17 protein-coding genes and 1 tRNA gene are annotated in these 17,430 nt (G+C 63.1%); 3 read left to right on the top strand and 15 right to left on the bottom strand.

All coding sequences use genetic code 11. The annotated features are described in order from the left end of the window. Window positions 1-32: 32 nt before the first annotated feature. From JS533_RS01140 to JS533_RS01130, 3 genes are all read right to left on the bottom strand, one after another. Window positions 33-1,151 carry a DUF3152 domain-containing protein gene (locus JS533_RS01140; protein WP_241512734.1) on the bottom strand — a complete coding sequence of 373 codons (1,119 nt, stop codon included), beginning with the start codon at window positions 1,149-1,151 and terminating at the stop codon, window positions 33-35. A 232-nt stretch (window positions 1,152-1,383) separates the two neighbouring features. Then, window positions 1,384-2,115, bottom strand: coding sequence for an MIP/aquaporin family protein (locus JS533_RS01135; RefSeq protein ID WP_219059603.1), 732 nt, complete (start codon window positions 2,113-2,115; stop codon window positions 1,384-1,386). 320 nt (window positions 2,116-2,435) lie between these two features. After that, window positions 2,436-2,717 (bottom strand): helix-turn-helix domain-containing protein, encoded by a 282-nt coding sequence (locus JS533_RS01130; RefSeq protein WP_241512733.1) that lies wholly within the window; start codon window positions 2,715-2,717, stop codon window positions 2,436-2,438. 129 nt (window positions 2,718-2,846) lie between these two features. Between JS533_RS01130 and JS533_RS01125 the strand changes: the two genes are divergently transcribed. Continuing rightward, window positions 2,847-6,380, top strand: coding sequence for a hypothetical protein (locus tag JS533_RS01125; protein WP_241512732.1), 3,534 nt, complete (start codon window positions 2,847-2,849; stop codon window positions 6,378-6,380). A 65-nt stretch (window positions 6,381-6,445) separates the two neighbouring features. Here the strand turns inward: JS533_RS01125 and JS533_RS01120 are convergent, their stop codons facing one another. From JS533_RS01120 to JS533_RS01095, 6 genes are all read right to left on the bottom strand, one after another. Continuing rightward, window positions 6,446-6,943, bottom strand: a complete 498-nt coding sequence (locus tag JS533_RS01120; RefSeq protein WP_241512731.1) for a hypothetical protein — start codon at window positions 6,941-6,943, stop codon at window positions 6,446-6,448. A 31-nt stretch (window positions 6,944-6,974) separates the two neighbouring features. After that, on the bottom strand, window positions 6,975-8,255 hold the full coding sequence (locus JS533_RS01115; protein ID WP_241512730.1) for a P-loop NTPase family protein: 1,281 nt from the start codon (window positions 8,253-8,255) through the stop codon (window positions 6,975-6,977). 180 nt (window positions 8,256-8,435) lie between these two features. Next, window positions 8,436-9,242: an FtsK/SpoIIIE domain-containing protein gene (locus JS533_RS01110; protein ID WP_241512729.1), complete on the bottom strand. Its 807-nt coding sequence runs from the start codon at window positions 9,240-9,242 to the stop codon at window positions 8,436-8,438. Then, a complete protein-coding gene (locus JS533_RS01105; protein ID WP_241512728.1) occupies window positions 9,239-9,829 on the bottom strand; it encodes a hypothetical protein in 591 nt (196 codons plus the stop codon). The genes JS533_RS01110 and JS533_RS01105 overlap by 4 nt, the downstream gene beginning before the upstream one ends. 73 nt (window positions 9,830-9,902) lie before the next feature. Next, window positions 9,903-10,223, bottom strand: coding sequence for a hypothetical protein (locus JS533_RS01100; protein WP_241512727.1), 321 nt, complete (start codon window positions 10,221-10,223; stop codon window positions 9,903-9,905). 682 nt (window positions 10,224-10,905) lie between these two features. Continuing rightward, entirely contained in the window at window positions 10,906-11,154 is a 249-nt protein-coding gene (locus JS533_RS01095) for a helix-turn-helix domain-containing protein (protein WP_241512726.1), read from the bottom strand. Window positions 11,155-11,302: 148 nt separating this feature from the next. Between JS533_RS01095 and JS533_RS01090 the strand changes: the two genes are divergently transcribed. Beyond that, window positions 11,303-12,574, top strand: coding sequence for a hypothetical protein (locus JS533_RS01090; protein WP_241512725.1), 1,272 nt, complete (start codon window positions 11,303-11,305; stop codon window positions 12,572-12,574). On the opposite strand, the gene JS533_RS01085 is transcribed toward JS533_RS01090, so the two are convergent. The 6 genes from JS533_RS01085 to rpsF all read right to left on the bottom strand — a co-directional run bounded on the left by JS533_RS01085 (window position 12,546) and on the right by rpsF (window position 16,204). Continuing rightward, window positions 12,546-13,859, bottom strand: a complete 1,314-nt coding sequence (locus JS533_RS01085) for a tyrosine-type recombinase/integrase (RefSeq protein WP_241512724.1) — start codon at window positions 13,857-13,859, stop codon at window positions 12,546-12,548. The genes JS533_RS01090 and JS533_RS01085 overlap by 29 nt on opposite strands. Before the next feature lie 196 nt (window positions 13,860-14,055). Further along, window positions 14,056-14,129 (bottom strand) — tRNA-Lys (locus JS533_RS01080). Window positions 14,130-14,384: 255 nt separating this feature from the next. Beyond that, window positions 14,385-14,831 carry a 50S ribosomal protein L9 gene (gene rplI / locus JS533_RS01075; RefSeq protein WP_241512723.1) on the bottom strand — a complete coding sequence of 149 codons (447 nt, stop codon included), beginning with the start codon at window positions 14,829-14,831 and terminating at the stop codon, window positions 14,385-14,387. 18 nt (window positions 14,832-14,849) lie between these two features. Further along, the gene (rpsR, locus tag JS533_RS01070; RefSeq protein ID WP_033496388.1) at window positions 14,850-15,098 is read right to left on the bottom strand and encodes a 30S ribosomal protein S18; all 249 of its coding nucleotides are present in this window, start codon (window positions 15,096-15,098) and stop codon (window positions 14,850-14,852) included. A 68-nt stretch (window positions 15,099-15,166) separates the two neighbouring features. Continuing rightward, window positions 15,167-15,859, bottom strand: coding sequence for a single-stranded DNA-binding protein (locus tag JS533_RS01065; protein WP_241512722.1), 693 nt, complete (start codon window positions 15,857-15,859; stop codon window positions 15,167-15,169). A 48-nt stretch (window positions 15,860-15,907) separates the two neighbouring features. Beyond that, window positions 15,908-16,204: a 30S ribosomal protein S6 gene (rpsF, locus tag JS533_RS01060; protein ID WP_241512721.1), complete on the bottom strand. Its 297-nt coding sequence runs from the start codon at window positions 16,202-16,204 to the stop codon at window positions 15,908-15,910. 200 nt (window positions 16,205-16,404) lie between these two features. Here rpsF and JS533_RS01055 point away from each other — a divergent pair, with 200 nt between their 5' ends. Beyond that, window positions 16,405-17,418 carry a ribose-phosphate diphosphokinase gene (locus JS533_RS01055; protein WP_241512720.1) on the top strand — a complete coding sequence of 338 codons (1,014 nt, stop codon included), beginning with the start codon at window positions 16,405-16,407 and terminating at the stop codon, window positions 17,416-17,418. Window positions 17,419-17,430: the final 12 nt, after the last annotated feature.

Here is a 17,430-nt window from a genome sequence, read left to right as displayed (position 1 = left end):
ACCGAGGGCCTCTCCCCCGAACAGATCATCGGCTACTGCGCACGATTGCTGGGACTTTCGGATCTGCCGGCAGGAGACGCCGACGACCCGTTCGGCACGCCCATGAGCCTTGACGAGGCGCTGGCACGGTTCTCATGGGAGCGCGTGCGCGCGAATCTGGCCGATCGACGCACCGACATCGAATAGCGGCCCGGCTCCTCCCGGCAAGGGGAGTCGGGAGAAAAGAGGCGCGTCAGTTCAGGCTCGACACGGTGCCAGCCGATCCACAGCTCGCTGTCGAGCGGCCATTCATTGGGCGTGCATCCGTCAAGGCGCATGGACTGCTGCAGCATCAGCGGCGCGGGCTGCCCCTCGCCGGCGCAGGCCGTTTCATTGTCGTAATGGCCGAGCCGGTGGCCGACCTCGTGGTTGATGACCATTTCGCGGTAGCGCGCCAGCGTGCCGCCGGCCTTCAACCAGTCCTCGGTGCCGCCGTTCCAGCGGTCGGCGTTGATGATGACCTGATCGCCGACGCGGCAGCTGTACGAGCCGGAACACCCTTCGGAAAAGTCCGACATGTACTTCGCCTCGGACAGGATGAGCGTCATGTCCGCGTTCGCGCAGTCGTCGCCGTTGAGCTGTTCGAACGTCGCGCCGGCACGCGGCCAGCCTTTGGCGTTATTGAGCGTGCGGTACACGGTGTTGGAGAACGCAGTGGTGCTGCCCACGTCACCCTTGGTCTCGAGGCAGTAGGTGAACGTCTGCGGCACGTCGCCGCTGTCGGCCGCCGTCGATTGCGCCTGCTGCAGGATGGACGTACGTTCGGCGTCGGTGAGCGGCTTGGCCGACTTGTCGGATTTTAGCGTTGCGGCGATGTCCGCGGCCTGCTGATCGGCGTCGGCTGCGGCCTGGGATTTGCCATCGGTCGACTTGGCAGACTTGTTCGACGACGATGCGGACGTGCCGCCCTTTGCCGCGGCGACGTCCGCGGACTGTGCGCGCACCCGTTCCAGCGCGCCGCCGGCGATCGCCGTGGACCAGACGACCGCCGCGACGAACGCGACGATCAGCACGACCACGGCCACGCGGCGGATCACATACTTGGGTTCCCGGCTGAACCTGCCGATGAACGTGCCGACGGGCCCACTGCGGGAACCGGTGAAACGCGGCATGACTTCCTCCTCGCTCTGCCGGCCGGCGGCCGTCATCCGCGCATCATCAACGACGGGGACGTCCCGGCCAGCCGTGGCCGATGCGCCCAGTATACGCGCAGCGCATCCGTCGGAATCGCACGGTGGCGTCTACAACCGGCATCAACGGGCAAGGCCCGCCCCGGAACAACCGGGACGGGCCTTGCGTATCGGGACCGGTCGTTGCGACCAGTCCCCGTTGAGGGAAGAGGAATCAGGCGAAGAAGGCGTTGAACAGCCAGGCGCCGATGATCGCGCCCACGATCGGGGCGACGACCGGGATCCATGCCTCGTTCCAACGGGAGGTGCCCTTGGACGGGATCGGCAGGACGGCGTGCAGGAGTCGCGGCATGAGGTCGCGGGCCGGGTTCAGGCCAGGGCCGGTCGGGCCGCCCATGGAGGTGACGAGGCCCCACACGATGAAGCCGACGACGATCGCGGCCGCGGCCGGATCCTTCTCGCCCCACGGGTCCATCAGGCAGCACAGCGCGCCGAAGACGAGCACGAGCGTGCCGAACATCTCGTTGACGAAGTAGTTGAGCTTCTTGTTGTCGGCGTCGGTGGTGCAGAAGGTGGCGAGGATGGCCTCGGCGTCCTCGGTCTCCTTGTAGTGCGGATAGTAGGTGAGGTACACGATGAACTGGCCGAGCGCCGCGCCGAGCAGCTGCGCGATGATGTACGGCAGCACCTCGTTCCACGGGAACATGCCGTTGATGGCCTGCGCGATGGTCATGGCCGGGTTGATGTGCGCGCCGGAGACCGCGCCGAACATGAGCACCGGGAACATGACGCCGAAGCCGTAGCCCATGGCGATGTTCAGCCAGCCGGCGTGGTGGCCCTTGGTGTTCTTGAGCTCGACGTTGGCCACGGAGCCGTTGCCGAAGATCATGAGGATGGCGGTGCCGAAGAATTCGGCGGCCAGCTTGGTAAAGAGGGAGTATTCCACTGCTTCTTCTTTTCTCTCTTGAGTCGGATTGATGCAATGACAATGACGTGCGGGGACGTCAAGCAAACGGGATAAGTGTACGCCGAGGGCTGAACGTGCGCGCTGGCGGGCGACAACGAAACCGCATACGAAAAAGGCCGGAATCATGCGATTCCGGCCTTGCTCGTGCCCCCGCAGGGAGGTGGAACTTCCCACGGAAACCATTGAAAAACAAGGCTTTCAGCATTCTCTTGCGAGAATCGTTACCTACATTGTAACCTCCGGCTGAAGTCCGGTGAAGTCTTCTGATGCATTGTGACCCTGATGCCTTATATATATGCCTACTTGGCGTGCAGATCGGGCCAGGGTTGGGGTAATAGCTCGTTGACGGTAACCCCGAGTATCTCGGCCAGGGCGATCAGGGTCTTCGCCGTTGGGTTGGACGGGGAATCGTTCTTGAATCCGCCGCGTTCTAGGCGTTGGTATTGCAGTCGGGACAGTCCGGCGTCGAAGGCGACGCGTTCCTGACTCAGTCCGCGTGCGTTGCGCAGTCGTTGGAGGTTGACGCCGAGCCGTCTCGAGTACTCCTCCCATGACAGATCGTAGTCAACCGTCTGAAGCATGCGCTCAAGCTACGGTCGTAACAACATATATGTAGCTCCATAGATGTAGCATTTTCCCTTGTAGCCGTCAGGGGAAGTTCAGCACTGCACGGTAAAGGCGCTTTAAGAAGAGCAAGTAAGGAGTGCGCGATGTCCAAGGCGCGTCATGCTAAGAAGAAGGATTACGGCAAGGTCGGCGTTCAGCTTGGTGCTGGTCTGATTGCGACCGCGACGTTGATGTCGGGTGCCGCCCCGGCTATGGCGGATGAGGCCCGGGGTTCGGAGGCCGTCGCCAAGCAGCTTGAGTCCACCCAGGCCGTGTCGGACGCAAAGATGAGCGTTGAGGAGGCCCAGCAGAAGGTCGACCAGGCCCAGCAGCAGGTGCAGCAGGCCCAGAACCAGAAGGACACTGCCGAGCAGAACAATAACACCGCCAAGGACGACTACAACACCGCCCTCAACCAGGGCCAGATCAGCGGCGTCATCGACCAGAACGCTAACGCCGACACCACCCCCACCCCCACCGACAAGGTGACCGAGGCGCAGAACAACCAGTCCGCCGCCCAGCAGAACGTCCAGCAGAAGCAGGAAGCCGCCGACCAGGCCCAGCAGGACAAGGACAACGCGCAGACCGAGGTGGACAACGCCCAGAAGGACGCCGACACCGCCCAGCAGAACGCCGACAAGCTCCACCAGGAACTCGGCACCACCGAACAGGCCCAGCAGAACGTTACCGACGCCCAGAACGACCAGGCCGCCGCAGACAAGCAGGTGGCTGCCCAGCAGAACAAGGTCACCGAGGCAGAGGGTATTCTCACCCAGGCCGAGCAGGACGTCAAGGACAAGCAGGACGCCTACGACAAGCTCGCCGCAGCCGGCGACAACCAGGCCGCCATCGACCAGGCCAAGAAGGACCTCGACGCCGCCAAGCAGAAGGTCACCGAAGCCCAGTCCACCGTGGACAAGGCCCAGGCCGACAAGGACGCCGCCGACAAGACCGTCAGCGAGAAGCAGGCCGCAGCCGACGCCGCCAAGGAAGCCGCCAAGGACGCCACCCAGGAGAACATCCAGAAGGCGCAGACCCAGCTCGACACCGACAAGAAGACCCAGCAGACCACCGCCACTGCACTGGAGAAGGCGAAGGCCGACCAGGAAGCCGCCCAGAAGGCGTACGACCAGGCGGTCGCGGACAAGACCACTTCGGACGAGGCGCTCAAGGCCGCAAAGGAAGCCCTCGACAAGGCCAACACCGCCGTTACGGAGGCCCAGAGCAAGGTGGACGCCGCCCAGCAGAAGGTCACCGCCGCCGAGGAGGCGCTGAAGAACGCGGGTAGCGGCACGATCAGCGCTGAGCAGGTCGCGCAGGGTTCCGCCGGTTTCATGAAGTGGATCATGGAATCTGACGACCCGAGCATCACCGCCGACCAGAAGAAGGCCGCGGAATACGCCTACAAGCTGCTGACGAACGACAGGCCCACGGTCACTGGCTCCAACTTCAGCATCGGTGACGTGTCCGGCTACACGAAGCTCGGCCAGGCGGGTGACGCCACCTCGCTGGACAACATGCTGAAGGCCGCGCAGCAGATGGACCAGTACAACCAGATCCGCAAGCAGCTCGGCATGTCCACCGGCAACGTGAACATCGCGGGTATTGGCGTGTCCGAGGTCTGCGCGAACCTCGCCGCGTACTGGGGAACGCACGCCTGCAAGGGCGTTAGCGGTAATGAGAACCTCGGTTGGGGTTTCGACAACACCAGCACCGACATCAACCAGCAGGAGAACGGCGTCTACCGTAACGTGTTCGGCGGTTGGATGTCGGAGAAGTCCTACTTCGACGAGTGGATGAGCAAGCAGGATCAGGCCACCCAGGACGACGTGAAGGACCTGATCAACCAGGGCAACCTCGGCTACCTGTCCGTTAAGTACCCGGACCTGTGGTGGACGGACAACAGCGACCCGAGCGTGAACGGCGGCAAGGGCTACGGCACCGGCCACTACCTCAATTTGATCAACGGCGCGAACGGTGATTTCAGCTTCGCCGTCACCGATACCAGCAGCGAGGGCTACGGCTCCACCCAGGAATGGCGCAACTACGGCACTGGTTACGGTGTGCAGGTGTGGAATGAAGACCTCACAGCTTCTGTCGACTACACCGCCTCCTTCACCGTGGACCAGTACGTCTCGCTGCTGACCCAGTACAAGAAGCTCGCCGACGCTTCTTCCAACACGACCGAGCTCCAGCAGAACCTTGACAACGCGAAGAAGGAACTCGCCGCCGCCCAGCAGGAGCTCACCGACGCGAAGACCGCGCAGCAGACCGCCACCGACAACGACACCAAGGCGGAGCAGGCCGTCAAGGACGCGCAGGCGAAGGTGGACGCCGCCCAGCAGAAGAAGGACGACACCGCCAAGGCCCTCACCCAGGCGCAGGCCGACAAGGACGCCGCGGACCAGGCCGTGGAAGCCAGCCAGAAGAAGCTGACCGACCTTCAGAACGCCGCCGACAACCTGACCAAGGCGAACAACGAACTCGCCGCAGCGAAGACCGACCAGGCCGCCAAGCAGGGTATTCTCGACCAGGCCAACACCACGCTTACCAACGCGAAGGCCACGGAGCAGAAGGCGCAGCAGGCGTACGACGACGCCGTCAAGAACGGCACATCCAGCGAGCAGCACCAGCAGCAGCTCGACGCCGCGAAGAAGGCCCTCGACGAGGCGACCGCCAAGCGCGACCAGGCCAAGCAGGACGTCACCGACGCGAACGCCAAGCTCACCGAGCTCAAGGACACCGCGACCAAGGCAGCCGAGAAGGTGGCCACCGCCAAGCAGAACCTCCAGAAGCTCACCGACGCCGACCAGCAGGTGACGGATACCAAGAAGGCGCTGGCGAAGGCGGAGCAGACGCTGAAGGACGCGAAGGATGCGCTCGACAAGGCCGACCAGGATCTCCAGGACGCCAAGGACCAGCTCACCGAGGCCGACAAGGCCAGCCAGGCGGTCATCGACGCCTACAACAAGTACGTCGCCGCCTGGAACAAGTACAAGCAGACCCGCGACGACCTCGACGCGGCCACCAAGAAGCTCCAGCAGGCCAAGACCGACCTCGCGAAGGCCCAGGTCGATCTCGAGGAGGCCAAGAAGAACCAGAACCAGGGTGGCAACACCGGCGGAAACACCGGCAACAACGGAGGCAACAACTCCGGAAACACCGGTGGATCGAACAACTCGGGTAGCAACGGTTCCGGCAGCAACGGCGGCACCAGCGGCGAGCAGACCGTGGCCAAGCTGCCCGTTTACCGCCTGTACAATCCGTACAGCGGACTGCACCACTACACCGCGGACACCGTGGAACGCGACCACCTGGTGAAGATCGGCTGGAACTACGAGGGCGTCGTGTTCAACGCGGAGGCCAAGACCGGCACGCCCGTCTACCGTCTGTACAACCCGTACAACGGCCAGCACCTGTGGACCCTCGACAGCGCGGAACGCGACCACCTGGACCGCATCGGCTGGAACTACGAGGGCATCGCCTGGTACCAGTCCGACCAGGGCGACGTGAACGTCTACCGTTTGTACAACAAGTACAACAGCGAGCACCTGTACACCAGCGACCGGAACGAGTACGACCACCTCGGCACCATCGGCTGGAACCAGGAAGGCGTCGCCTGGAAGGGACTCGCCTGATCCATCGGCATGACCAGTAAGACGACCCCCGGCTTTGAAAGGTCGGGGGTCGTTGTCATATGGCCTCAGTCCGCGTCGGGATCATATTCAGGACTTTCCGGGTCGTACTGAGGATGCGCCTCGGCGAACATCCCCAGATCGACCTCATAACCTGTGGGGATCATGGTCGTATCCTCCCAGCTGCTTTCCGGGTAATGACGATAAAGAGGCATCCACTCAATTTCCAAGATCGCGTTCCAGCCTCTCCGATCAAGACCGCATATTATGCCGTAGTCGTAGAAGTCGGAGGTCATTTTGTGATATGCGTCCAGTTCCCTATAAAGGTCCTCCCAAGCCCGTTGACGGATATAGTCATAATCGATCTTGCAATAGAGGAGCTCGGCTATATCGGCAACATCCTGCAGGGTGCTTGGCGGACCGTACACGTAGGGCAGGCCCTCCACATCGGGTAGTTCGTAAGAGTAGCGAGGGTAGGGGAGCTTGTCCCGATCCCCGGCGACAGCCTTGCCGTCATCGGTGATCGTGAAGTTGATTTCCATGGTTGTTTCCTTCTTTGCTGTCATGTTGGTTTTTGAAATTCATAGGTGACGGTTCCTATGCAATCAGATCCTCCGCGGAGAGTTCCGAATCGTAACTTTGACCGGATCCCAGCTTGCCGAGGTTCCATTCGGGATCCGAATCGGCGAGCCCGTCGGATTGTGGGGTTGTCTGGTCGAAGCCCTGCGGTTGGGGCGGGTCATGGTCGAGCAGTGTTTTCAACGCTTCGCCGGTGACGGTCAGGCGATCCGCGAGGGCTTGGTGGTATCGGTTGGTCTCGTCGCGGGGGTTGCCGTACCGGTCCACATGGATCACGCGGGTGAGTCGTCTATAGAACGCGGTCACGTCCTCGTCGCGCAGCTTGCCGTCCGTCAACGCCATGCGCACGCTCTCGATCTGTTCGTCCGGGCTCCAGTTGCTCGTCACCACCAGCGTCTCGTAGGCGGCGTATGCGTTCTCGTAACGGCGGGAGAGCTGCAAATCGAACCGGTCCGTATACCTGAGCCACGTCTGGAACGAGATTTTCGGTGTCGGCAGGCGCAGGTCGTCGAACAGCACCGCGCGTTGGGATTCGTAGCCGGCCCAGGGATCGCGGTCCATGTCCGTGACGGTGAAATACCCGTCGCCGCCGTATTCGTCGGCCAGCAGGGCGCGGGCGGCCGTGGACTTGCCCGTGTTGCTGTCGCCGTAGATGTAGATGCACCGGACCGGACGGGTACCGCCCGTGTCCCATTTCAACGCCTCACGCGTGGTGATGACCTGGCGTAGCCATTGCATGCACGTGGACGCGGCCACCGCCAGCGACTGGTCCGCGAGAATCTCGCGCAGGCCCATGCCCTCCGCCATGACCGCGTGGTACAGGTCCTCCCGGGTGATCCGCTCGCTCCCGTCCGGGTCGGGCCACTCGCCCATCGCCTTGTTGCTCCACGGACCCAGCAATCTTGTTTTCTGTTTGGTCACGTAGGCCACGCAGGAACTCGGTTTGGCCTTCGCTTTCTCCACGTCCGCCGAGACCTTGTGCCCGTCCGTATCGGTCACCGCCCTGACCGCGCGCACGATCGACCCCGCACGGATAGGGCTCTTCATCGGGGACTCCACGTACAGCTGCGCGTGGATGCGACCGCTCTTCTCCCCCTTCTCGACCTGGCCGATCCAACTCCACTTGCCCAGGGCTTGTTCCACCAGCTCATGCGCTTTGCCGTCGCCCCAGGCCGTCTCATCCTGGTCGGGCAGATCGAACCGCACCATGAACCGCCTGGCCTGAACCTTGTCCAACGCCTTCAACGGATCCTTGGCCTTCCTCGGCTTAGACCCGTCTTTCTTCCCGGTGTCGGCCATCATCCTCTCCTTTCTGCTACATTCGTTCGCCGATGTAGCGGGAACAATGTCCCGGAAGCCTTGCAAACACTGGGTTTTCCGGGTGTTGCTACGTTTTTGGGTGGGGTACTGGGGAAGTAGAGGCCAGTACCCCGCTCCGCGCGCGTCTCCGGGCTCCGCCGTTCCGCGCGCTTCGCGTGCTCAGGCTCCGCCCTCCGGCCCACGCGTCGCTCCCCTCACCGACGCGCAGTAACGGACCCGATCCCGATACGCCGCATACGGGTAGTCATAGCCACGGAACCGTTGACGCGGCAGTCCGGGAGCCTCCACCAGGCCGCAGCCCGGCAAGGCGCGGGCGATCCAGTCCCGATCCCCGTCCGAAAGATCCGGGAACACCATGCGCGAGGCCTCCGGTTCGGAACGCAGCAGGATACGCGTGGCCAGATTGGAACGGGCGGGGCCGCCCAGGAACTCGGCGTCGGAACGCTGCACGCTGACGATCATGCGGATCCCGCATTTCAACGCCTGCGCGCTCAACGACAGCACCAAGGCCTTCAATCTCGCCGCGTCACGGCCACGAGGGGAGGAAGCGGCGTCCGTGGCCGCGACCAGTTGGGTCAGGCTCAGATACTCCTCGGCCACGAACACCACCAGCGGCGTCGCGGGATCATCCACGTCGATCTTGTCCCGGCCCTGCCTGACCAGCAGCCGCTGCCGATCCCGGAACACCCGGTCCAGCCAGGCAAACGCGTCCAAGTGAGAGGCAGCGTCCTCGGTGCCCAACGCGATCCTCCCGCCATAACGACCGGCCTCGGCGACCGGGGCCAGCAGGATGCCCGACGGGTCCGAACCCGCCAGTACCACGCCCGGCACGGCCGCCAACTGGGCGAGCAGCGACTGCATCAACACCGACTTGCCCGAACGCGTCTGCCCTGCGACCAGCAGATGCGAGGGCGTCGCCATGTCATAGGCCACCGGCCGACCATACGCGTCCACACCCAAACTCACCGGGACCATGACGCGCCTGCCTGACCGCCAACCACCACGTCCACCAGACTCATATCACCCGGCACGTCACGGAACTCCAGGATCGGCTGGTTCAACGACTGCTCGATCGCGGCCTTCTGGGTCTCGAAGAACTGACGCGTAATCCCCAACGGCAGCCAGAAGCGAAGAACCATCCGGTCGGGAGCATCACCCGGCATGTAACCCATGATCACCGGCCATACGTCACGACCCGTGACCTCGCCCGGAGCGGGAGGAACGATCAATACCAGCGAAGCCGGGACCACTGCCCTGTTCACGTTCTCGCCCCATGCCTTCTGCACGCCGGCGGCCCACGTCACGCGGGGATCGCCATCATCCACCGCATCCTTGATGAACACCGAACACGACGGGAACCGTCTCGAAAACCAGCACAGCAGCAGGTACCAGGGCAGGGCGAGCACGCCCGCCAGGAAGCACGCCGGATCGTTCCCGAACATGATCATCGGGGACACAAGCAGCAGATAGACAATCCATGCCAGCACCATGCGCCACCACGCCAGGCACAGGTCCTCCAACACATCCAGCAGCTTCTCGATAAAACGCTCCATACGAAAACCCTCCTAAAACCAAAAAGGGGTGCCGCCAAGCACCGCAGCCCGACGGCACCCGAATCCACTCATGTCAGGCGAGCACGCCGTCGTCGGACGGGACCATGTCCGCGTACGAGGGACGTGACGACGCCGGGAACTGGATATGCAACGTGTCGCTCTTCACCGCGCCGTTGAGCGGGGAGAGCACCGACACCCTTACATCGAAGTTCCATACCGGCATGCCGCGGAATTTCAACGGCGTGTTCAGCGCGACCCATGTCGCGTCATCGCCGGACCCCTCCATGCGGCCCATCATCACCGGTGTCGGGTCGTTGGACTCCTCGTAGCCGCCGATCTCGGCGATCAGGGCCACCGCCTGATTCATGCTTTGCTTGAAAACCTTCGCTGCCATAATTTCTGCTTTCATGCGAAATAAAAGAACGGATGCCCGGCCCCGAGAGAGGCCGGACGGGGAAAGGAGCGTTTCGAGCGCGTCCCGAGGGACAAGCACCCGGCGTCCGGGGAACGGCAGCCGGTCCTGCTGTCGGGTCAACCCCGTAAGAGCGAGGAAAAGAAGCGTCCGGAGAACCAGACAAAAGCCCGACAGGATCATCCCCGTACCAGCGGGGAAACCGCGACGGTCCCGTAGCCCACGGCATGACTAGACCTGGGTCATCCCCGTACAGGCGGGGAGAAAACCGGGGCGTCAAGGCGTACGGACGGCGTTCCGCAGCCCGGCGAAACCGTCGCGTTATACATAGGACCGGCTTGAGTCGTTACCTGAGCACCGCCGCGTTGAACGGCTGCACCAATAGCGTTTCGGACGAAGTCCAAGGGCCACGTCCGGCGTCCGGAAGAGAAACAGAGCCGGTCCTGCTGTCGGGTCAACCCCGTAAGAGCGGGGAAACGAAGCGTCCGGCGAACCGGACAAAAACCCGACAGGATCATCCCCGTAAGAGCGGGGAAACCGCGACGGCATGACTGAAACTGGGTCATCCCCGTACAGGCGGGGAGAAAAACCAGGGCGTCAAGGCGTACGGACGGCGTTCCGCAGCCCGGCGAAACCGTCGCGTTATACATAGGACCGGCTGTCGTCACCTGAGCACCGCCGCGTTGAACGGGCGGGCCAGCAGCGTTTCGAGCGCGTCCCGAGGGACAAGCACCCGGCGTCCGAGGTGATAGCAGGGAAGACGGCCGGACGAGAGCAGGCGATCCACCCCCGAGGGGGAGATACGCAGCAGGTCGCCGACCTCCGGCTTCGTCAGAAGCCTGGGCAGGTCGGACAGGTCCACCAACGGACGAACCGTCGAACCCGTCGTCCTGCGCGTGCTGCCGTTGTCCATGTCGTCCTCCTTGCTAAGTGATTCCCAAGATAGAAAACGGCGTACAATGAGTTACATTTCATAACTTTTTTGATTGGAAGACGTCAGGATGGACCTAGACCGGTCAGCAGCAAGCCAGAGCGCCGGCAGGAAAGAAAGGAAAAACGATATGACGGACGGACCAGAGAAAACGGTGGACAGCGGAAGCGACGACGCGTTCATCCGGCGAGTGGCGAGATACCGGAAGATGGCGCGTGAAAGCGAGAAGCTACCCAAGGGCATGAGCCTGAAGCAGCTCGCGGAAAAGGTCGCCTTGCTTCGAGGTGGGAAAGACAGTCTGTCCTGGGTCAGGAAGATGGCCTGCGCCCCCAGGCCGCGACAGAGCCGGGACGTCCGGACGGGAAAGGCTCGGCAGGGTAAGAAGCACATCACCGTAAGCGACGTCATCATCCTGTCCAAGGCGCTGGGGGTATCGCCATTGGCGCTGCTCATCGACCTCGACAAGCCGTTCGACCGTTGCGGCATAGAACCGTACGCGGATCAGGCCAACTACAAGGTGTACGAAGAACTCAGCCAATGGTTCCGAGACGATTCGGACGAACTGACCCGAAAGGGATGCGAACTGATGCGGGCCGTCCAGCTCATCGACGAGAACCATCTCGAACTCGAACGTTTGGAAAAGCAGCGCGGCAAGTTCCAGGAACAGCTGGGAAGAGGCGTTCTGACGGCGTACACGGTGGAAAACGGACGGAGGAAGGCCTGGCGCTACCGTCCCGCCGTCGCTACGGTCGGACCAAAGGACGCCAACAAGGACATATTCGACCTGACCGGTTTCCTCAAGACGGAAGAGGCCATCGCGCAAGCATGGCAGATGCTGTCCGGCGGGCGCCTGTACCTGCAAAAGCACCACGCGATGCCCGATCCGTCATCCCCGACCATCGCCGAAGACGCGAAGCCGCTCCTGACGTTCCTCGTCAACGACTACGAGCGGCTGGCCCAAAAGGAAGCCGACCGCCCCCATTACGCGTATGGCGTGGACCCCGAAACCGGGTTCGACATGGACCCGAGGACCACGTTCTCCCAGGACCAGGTGATCGGCGCGGACTACGAATGGGAGCAGCAGCGACAGACCAAGGAACAACTGGCCAAGCCCGAACTCCGAAAGTGGTTGTACGGCCAGCTGGCCGACCTATCGGCGGAACAGGGGCGGAAAGTAGTCGGCCGGCAATACTGGCAAAACGGCGAGCACTGGATGGACATCCAGGACGACATCCACGAAGTCAGGACGCGCATGACCGACCCGTGGATCACCTCGATACTCGAAGCGCGAGACGACGAGGAAGCGAAGCGAAAAAGGGCCGAGGAGAAGGCACGGAAGGAAACGGAGCAGGCAAAGACAGAAGGAAACCCGTCTAGCCCATCAGAATCAGCTCGGCCTTAAGCCTGCGCACCCGTTCCCGCGCCGTTTTGAGGTCGTCCTGGGCTTGGAGCAGCTCGCCCTCGACGACCTCGCGGGTGCGCGCCACGGGCATCATCTCGACGGCCAGCTCGTTGGCGACCTGCTTGGTGTGCTGGTCCACGGCGCGCTGGTAGTGACGGATCGCCACGTCCGTCGACGTGTGTCCCAATTGGTTCATGGCCTCGCGCAAGGTGCCGCCGGCGAGGATCAGCAGCGTGGCGTGCGTGGCCCTGAGCGTATGGAACACGATGTCCGGGCGGCCAGCGGCCTTCTTGGCGATATCGAATTGCTTCCTGAGCACGTTCTGGCCCAGCATCCGCGCCCGTTTGGCCTTGAACACCATCGCCGTCGGTCCGGGATCGCAATACGCGTCCAAATGCTCGCGGATCAAGGGGACCAGTTCGACGGGGATCACCACGTCCCTGACGCTCGACGCGGTCTTCGTCCGGGACAGCACCAGTTCGCCGCGATCCTCGGGGCCGCGGTTGACCGAATGCCGCACATGCAGGATCAGATGATCCAGGTCAATATCCCGACGCTGCAACGCGCATACCTCGCCGATACGCAGGCCACCGGCCAACGCCGACAGGTAGACGCTCAGACGCGTGTAATCGGGCATAGCGTCGTACAGCGCCTTCAGCTCCTCACGGGACAGCGGGCGGAGCCTCACCCTATCCGATTCGGGCACGGTCGGGATCGGGAAAATGAACGGGTTGTCCGCACGCAGTGGCGCGGATCCGTCCATTCCCTCGGTGCTGGCCGTCTTCATGATCGCCTTGAACCGCTGGCACGCCCTACGGAAGGCGTGACGGCCCTCCGGATGCGGCCGGTCATACCATCGCCTGATATCCTCGGGCGTGATCTCCTGGACCGGCATGGAGGCGAACGCAGGCAGGAAATGCGAACAGTCCGCCCGCAGATTACGTTTCGAGCTGCCGGACAACTCGCCGCCATCAACCTTGCGATACCCCTCGATCCACCGTTCCACGTAATCGCCGAACAGCACCAGAGCCGCTTCCTTGGCCCTCTCACGGTCGGCGGGACTTATCCACGTATCCAGACCCCTCTCGCACCGATCCAGATAATCCTTCTCCGCGTCCAGCCAAGACTCGGCCAAGGCTCGCTGACCGGCCTTGAACGACTTCGTGATCCTCTTGGACCGGTCAAGCGGGTTTTGATACCTAACGATCAGGGAGGTGACGTATCCCGCCTCGTTGGTGCGTTCGATGATCGACCCGAAACCGCGTCGTTGCTGCTTTTTCCTCATGCGTCTCACGGTAGGACCCCCGGAAATCTGTGACCTAACTTGTAACCTAAGTCAGGTGAAACCGACCATTTCTGACGACTCCCGAAGAAAAAGCACACTCGGCGACACTGCTCGCGACACGCCGGGGAACCCCAATGATCCCAACGGTTTTCAAGGGAAACAAAAAAGGCACCGACCGAAGTCGATGCCTTGTCTGTGCCCCCGCAGGGATTCGAACCCTGGACACGCTGATTAAGAGTCAGCTGCTCTAACCAACTGAGCTACAGGGGCTTGGTTAGATGCGTTGAAGTGTTCCTTGCAACGAGTGATAAATATACACGATCTCAGCCCAGATGCAACTTACGGCGTGTCGCCTTGATTTCCAACGGTTTGCGGCATATCGAAAAACGGCACATGCGGCACAGAAGACGTGGAGAGACGTGGAGACGGTACGAAAAAGCCCCGCCGGGCGGAGAGCGCCTGACGGGGCAATGCTTAAGCTCAGACTTTATGGAGTCTGGATGATTCCGGCGGAGCCGGAATGGTTCACTCGGCGACGACCTTCACGAAGAAGGACGCGGTGATCTCCGGGTGCAGAGCGACCTTGGCCGGGAAGTCACCGGTGGTCTTGATCGGCTCAACCTCGATGTTCTTCGGGTTGACGGCGGCCTTGTCGGACAGGGCGATCGCGATCTTGTCGGCGGAGATGCCACCGAACAGCTTGCCGGACTCGGAAACCTTGGCGGCGATCTCGACGGTGGTGCCCTCGATGAGCTCCTTGGCGGCGACGGCCTCTTCGCGGGTGGCGACGGCCTTGGCCAGGCGGGCGCGCTTCATCGCCTCGACCTGGGCGGCGGCACCCTTGGTCCACGCGAAGGCGAGGCCCTGCGGGAACAGGTAGTTGCGGGCGTAGCCGGCCTTGACCTCGACGACGTCACCGGAGTGACCGAGGTTCGCAACGGTAGCGGTGAGAATAACCTTGGTATCAGCCATGTTCCTTTACCTCCTCAATCAGCGGCCGGAAGTGGCGTACGGCAGCAGGGCCATCTCGCGGGCGTTCTTGATCGCCTTCGAGATCTCGCGCTGCTCCTGGACGGTGACGCCGGTGATGCGACGGGAGCGGATCTTGCCGCGATCGGAGATGAACTTGCGCAGCAGCGCGACGTCCTTGTAGTCGATCGTGGTGATCTTGGCAGCCTTCAGCGGGTTCGGCTTCTTCTTGAACGGCTTGACCGGCGGTTGCGGCCTCTTGCGTGACATGATGTTCTCCTTAAAAACTGTGTTGATGTTCGCGTGGTAAGCGGTATATGCGTGGCGCCGCGGCGGGATCAGAACTCGGGCTCGTCGGAGGATCCGCCGAAGTCGGTGGAGCCGCCGAAATCGGAGCTGCCGCCGAACGACGAGAACCCGCCGTTCGAGGAGTCGGAGGATCCCCACGGATCGGCTGCCGGCTGCTGGGGCTGCGGGGCCGCTGCGGGCTGCTGCTGCACGGCGGACGCACCGCCGGAGTAGCCTGCGCCACCCTGATACCCGGCATTGCCGCCGGCGAATCCGGCACCGCCGGAATAGCCGCCGTTGCCGCCGAAACCGTTGTTGCCGGCGTTCTGTCCGCCATTGAATCCGCCCTGGCCTCGGCCGGCGAATCCGCCCTGACCGCTCGAGATGCGGTTCACCTGGGCGGTGGCGTAGCGCAGCGACGGGCCGATCTCGTCGACCTGCATCTCCACCACGGTGCGGGTGGAGCCGTCCTGCGCCTGATAGGAACGCTGCTGCAGACGGCCCTGGGCGATCACGCGCATGCCCTTGGTCAGGGTCTGGGCGCAGTGATCGGCCAGATCACGCCATGCACTGCAGCGCATGAACAGCGCCTGACCGTCCTCGAACTGGCCGGACTGGCGGTTGTACGTGCGCGGCGTCGAGGCGATCGTGAAGCTCGCGACGTTCGCGCCGGAGCCGATGGTACGCAGCTCGGGGTCGGACGTGAGGTTGCCGACCACGGTGATAATCGTTTCGCCTGCCATGACGTTACCTTCTTACTTTGCGATTCAGCGATGACGCTGAGGGAAAGCTTACTTGACGTCCTTACGAAGGATCTTCGTACGGATCACGGACTCGTTGAGGTTCAGCACACGGTCGAGCTCGTCGCTGACGGCCGGCTCGCAGGTGTAGTTCACCACGACGTAGTTGCCTTCGGTCTTGCCGGCGATCTCGTAAGCGAGCTTACGGCGTCCCCAGATATCGGTGTTCTCGACGGAACCACCTTCCTTGGTGACGAGTTCCAGATACTGCTCGGTCAGCTTCTTCAGACCGCGCTCATCCAGCTCGGGATCGGCAATGAACATCAGTTCGTACTTATGCGCAGACATCACCCACCTCCTTCGGACTATTCGGCCACGGACGTTCCGCGGCAGGAGTGTGTATACGCGCTGCCCGCGGCCTGCGGGCAACCTGTACAGAGTATCCCCACCTTCCGACAGCGCCACGGACGCGGGGTGTCGGCTCCAGACGCATTGTTATATTGGAATGTGGCTTAAATTTCCCCGTTGGAGCAATTGGAAGGCGGATCATGTCGGCGATTCTCGAAGGCACACCGGATAAGCGACTCGCGTTGGTCACGGGTCGCGCATACCCCGAACTGGCGGATGAGGTCGCGGCCTGCCTGGGGACGGAAGTGCTCGAGACCACGGCCTACGACTTCGCGAACGGCGAGATGTACATCCGCTACACCGAGCCGGTGCGCGGCGCGGACGCGTTCGTCCTGCAGTGCCACACCGAGCCCATCAACAAGTGGATCATGGAGCAGCTCATCATGATCGACGCGATGAAGCGCGCGTCGGCCCGCTCCATCACCGTGGTCGCGCCGTTCCTCGGCTACTCGCGCCAGGACAAGAAGCATCTGGGTCGCGAGCCCATCACCGCCCGTCTGATCTTCGATCTGTTCCGCGCCGCCGGCGCCGACCGCATGATGACGATCGACCTGCACGCCGCGCAGGAGCAGGGCTTCTTCAACGGCCCGGTCGATCATCTGACCGCCATGCCGGTGCTGCTCGACTACGTGCGCAACAACGTGCCGATGGAGCACGCGACGATCGTCTCCCCCGACGCCGGCCGCATCAAGGTCTCCGAGCAGTGGGCCGCCAAACTCGGCAACCTGCCGCTCGCGTTCATCCACAAGACGCGCGACACGACGCGCCCGAACCACGCGACCGCGCACGGCATCATCGGCGACGTCAAGGGACGCGACTGCGTCGTCGTCGACGACATGATCGACACCGCGGGCACGATCTGCGAGGCGGTGCGCACGCTGCGCAACGCGGGCGCGGCGTCGGTGACGCTCGTCGCGACGCACGGCCTGCTGTCGGGACCGGCGACCGAACGGCTGCGCGACTGCGGCGCGCGCGAGATCATCGTGACGAACACCGTGCCGGTGCCGGACGCGAAGCGACTGCCGAACATGACCGTGCTGTCCGTCGCGCCGCTGCTGGCCGCGGGCATCCGCTCCGTGTTCGAGTCTCGTTCGGTCACGCACCTGCTCGAGGGTCTGCCGGCCGACATGCGTCCGCGCAACATCTACGCCTGATCGGCTATCCCA

This window comes from Bifidobacterium amazonense (genome assembly GCF_018555435.2).
Taxonomy (GTDB): Bacteria; Actinomycetota; Actinomycetes; order Actinomycetales; family Bifidobacteriaceae; genus Bifidobacterium; species Bifidobacterium amazonense.
This window is presented reverse-complemented; position numbering and strand designations above follow the sequence as displayed.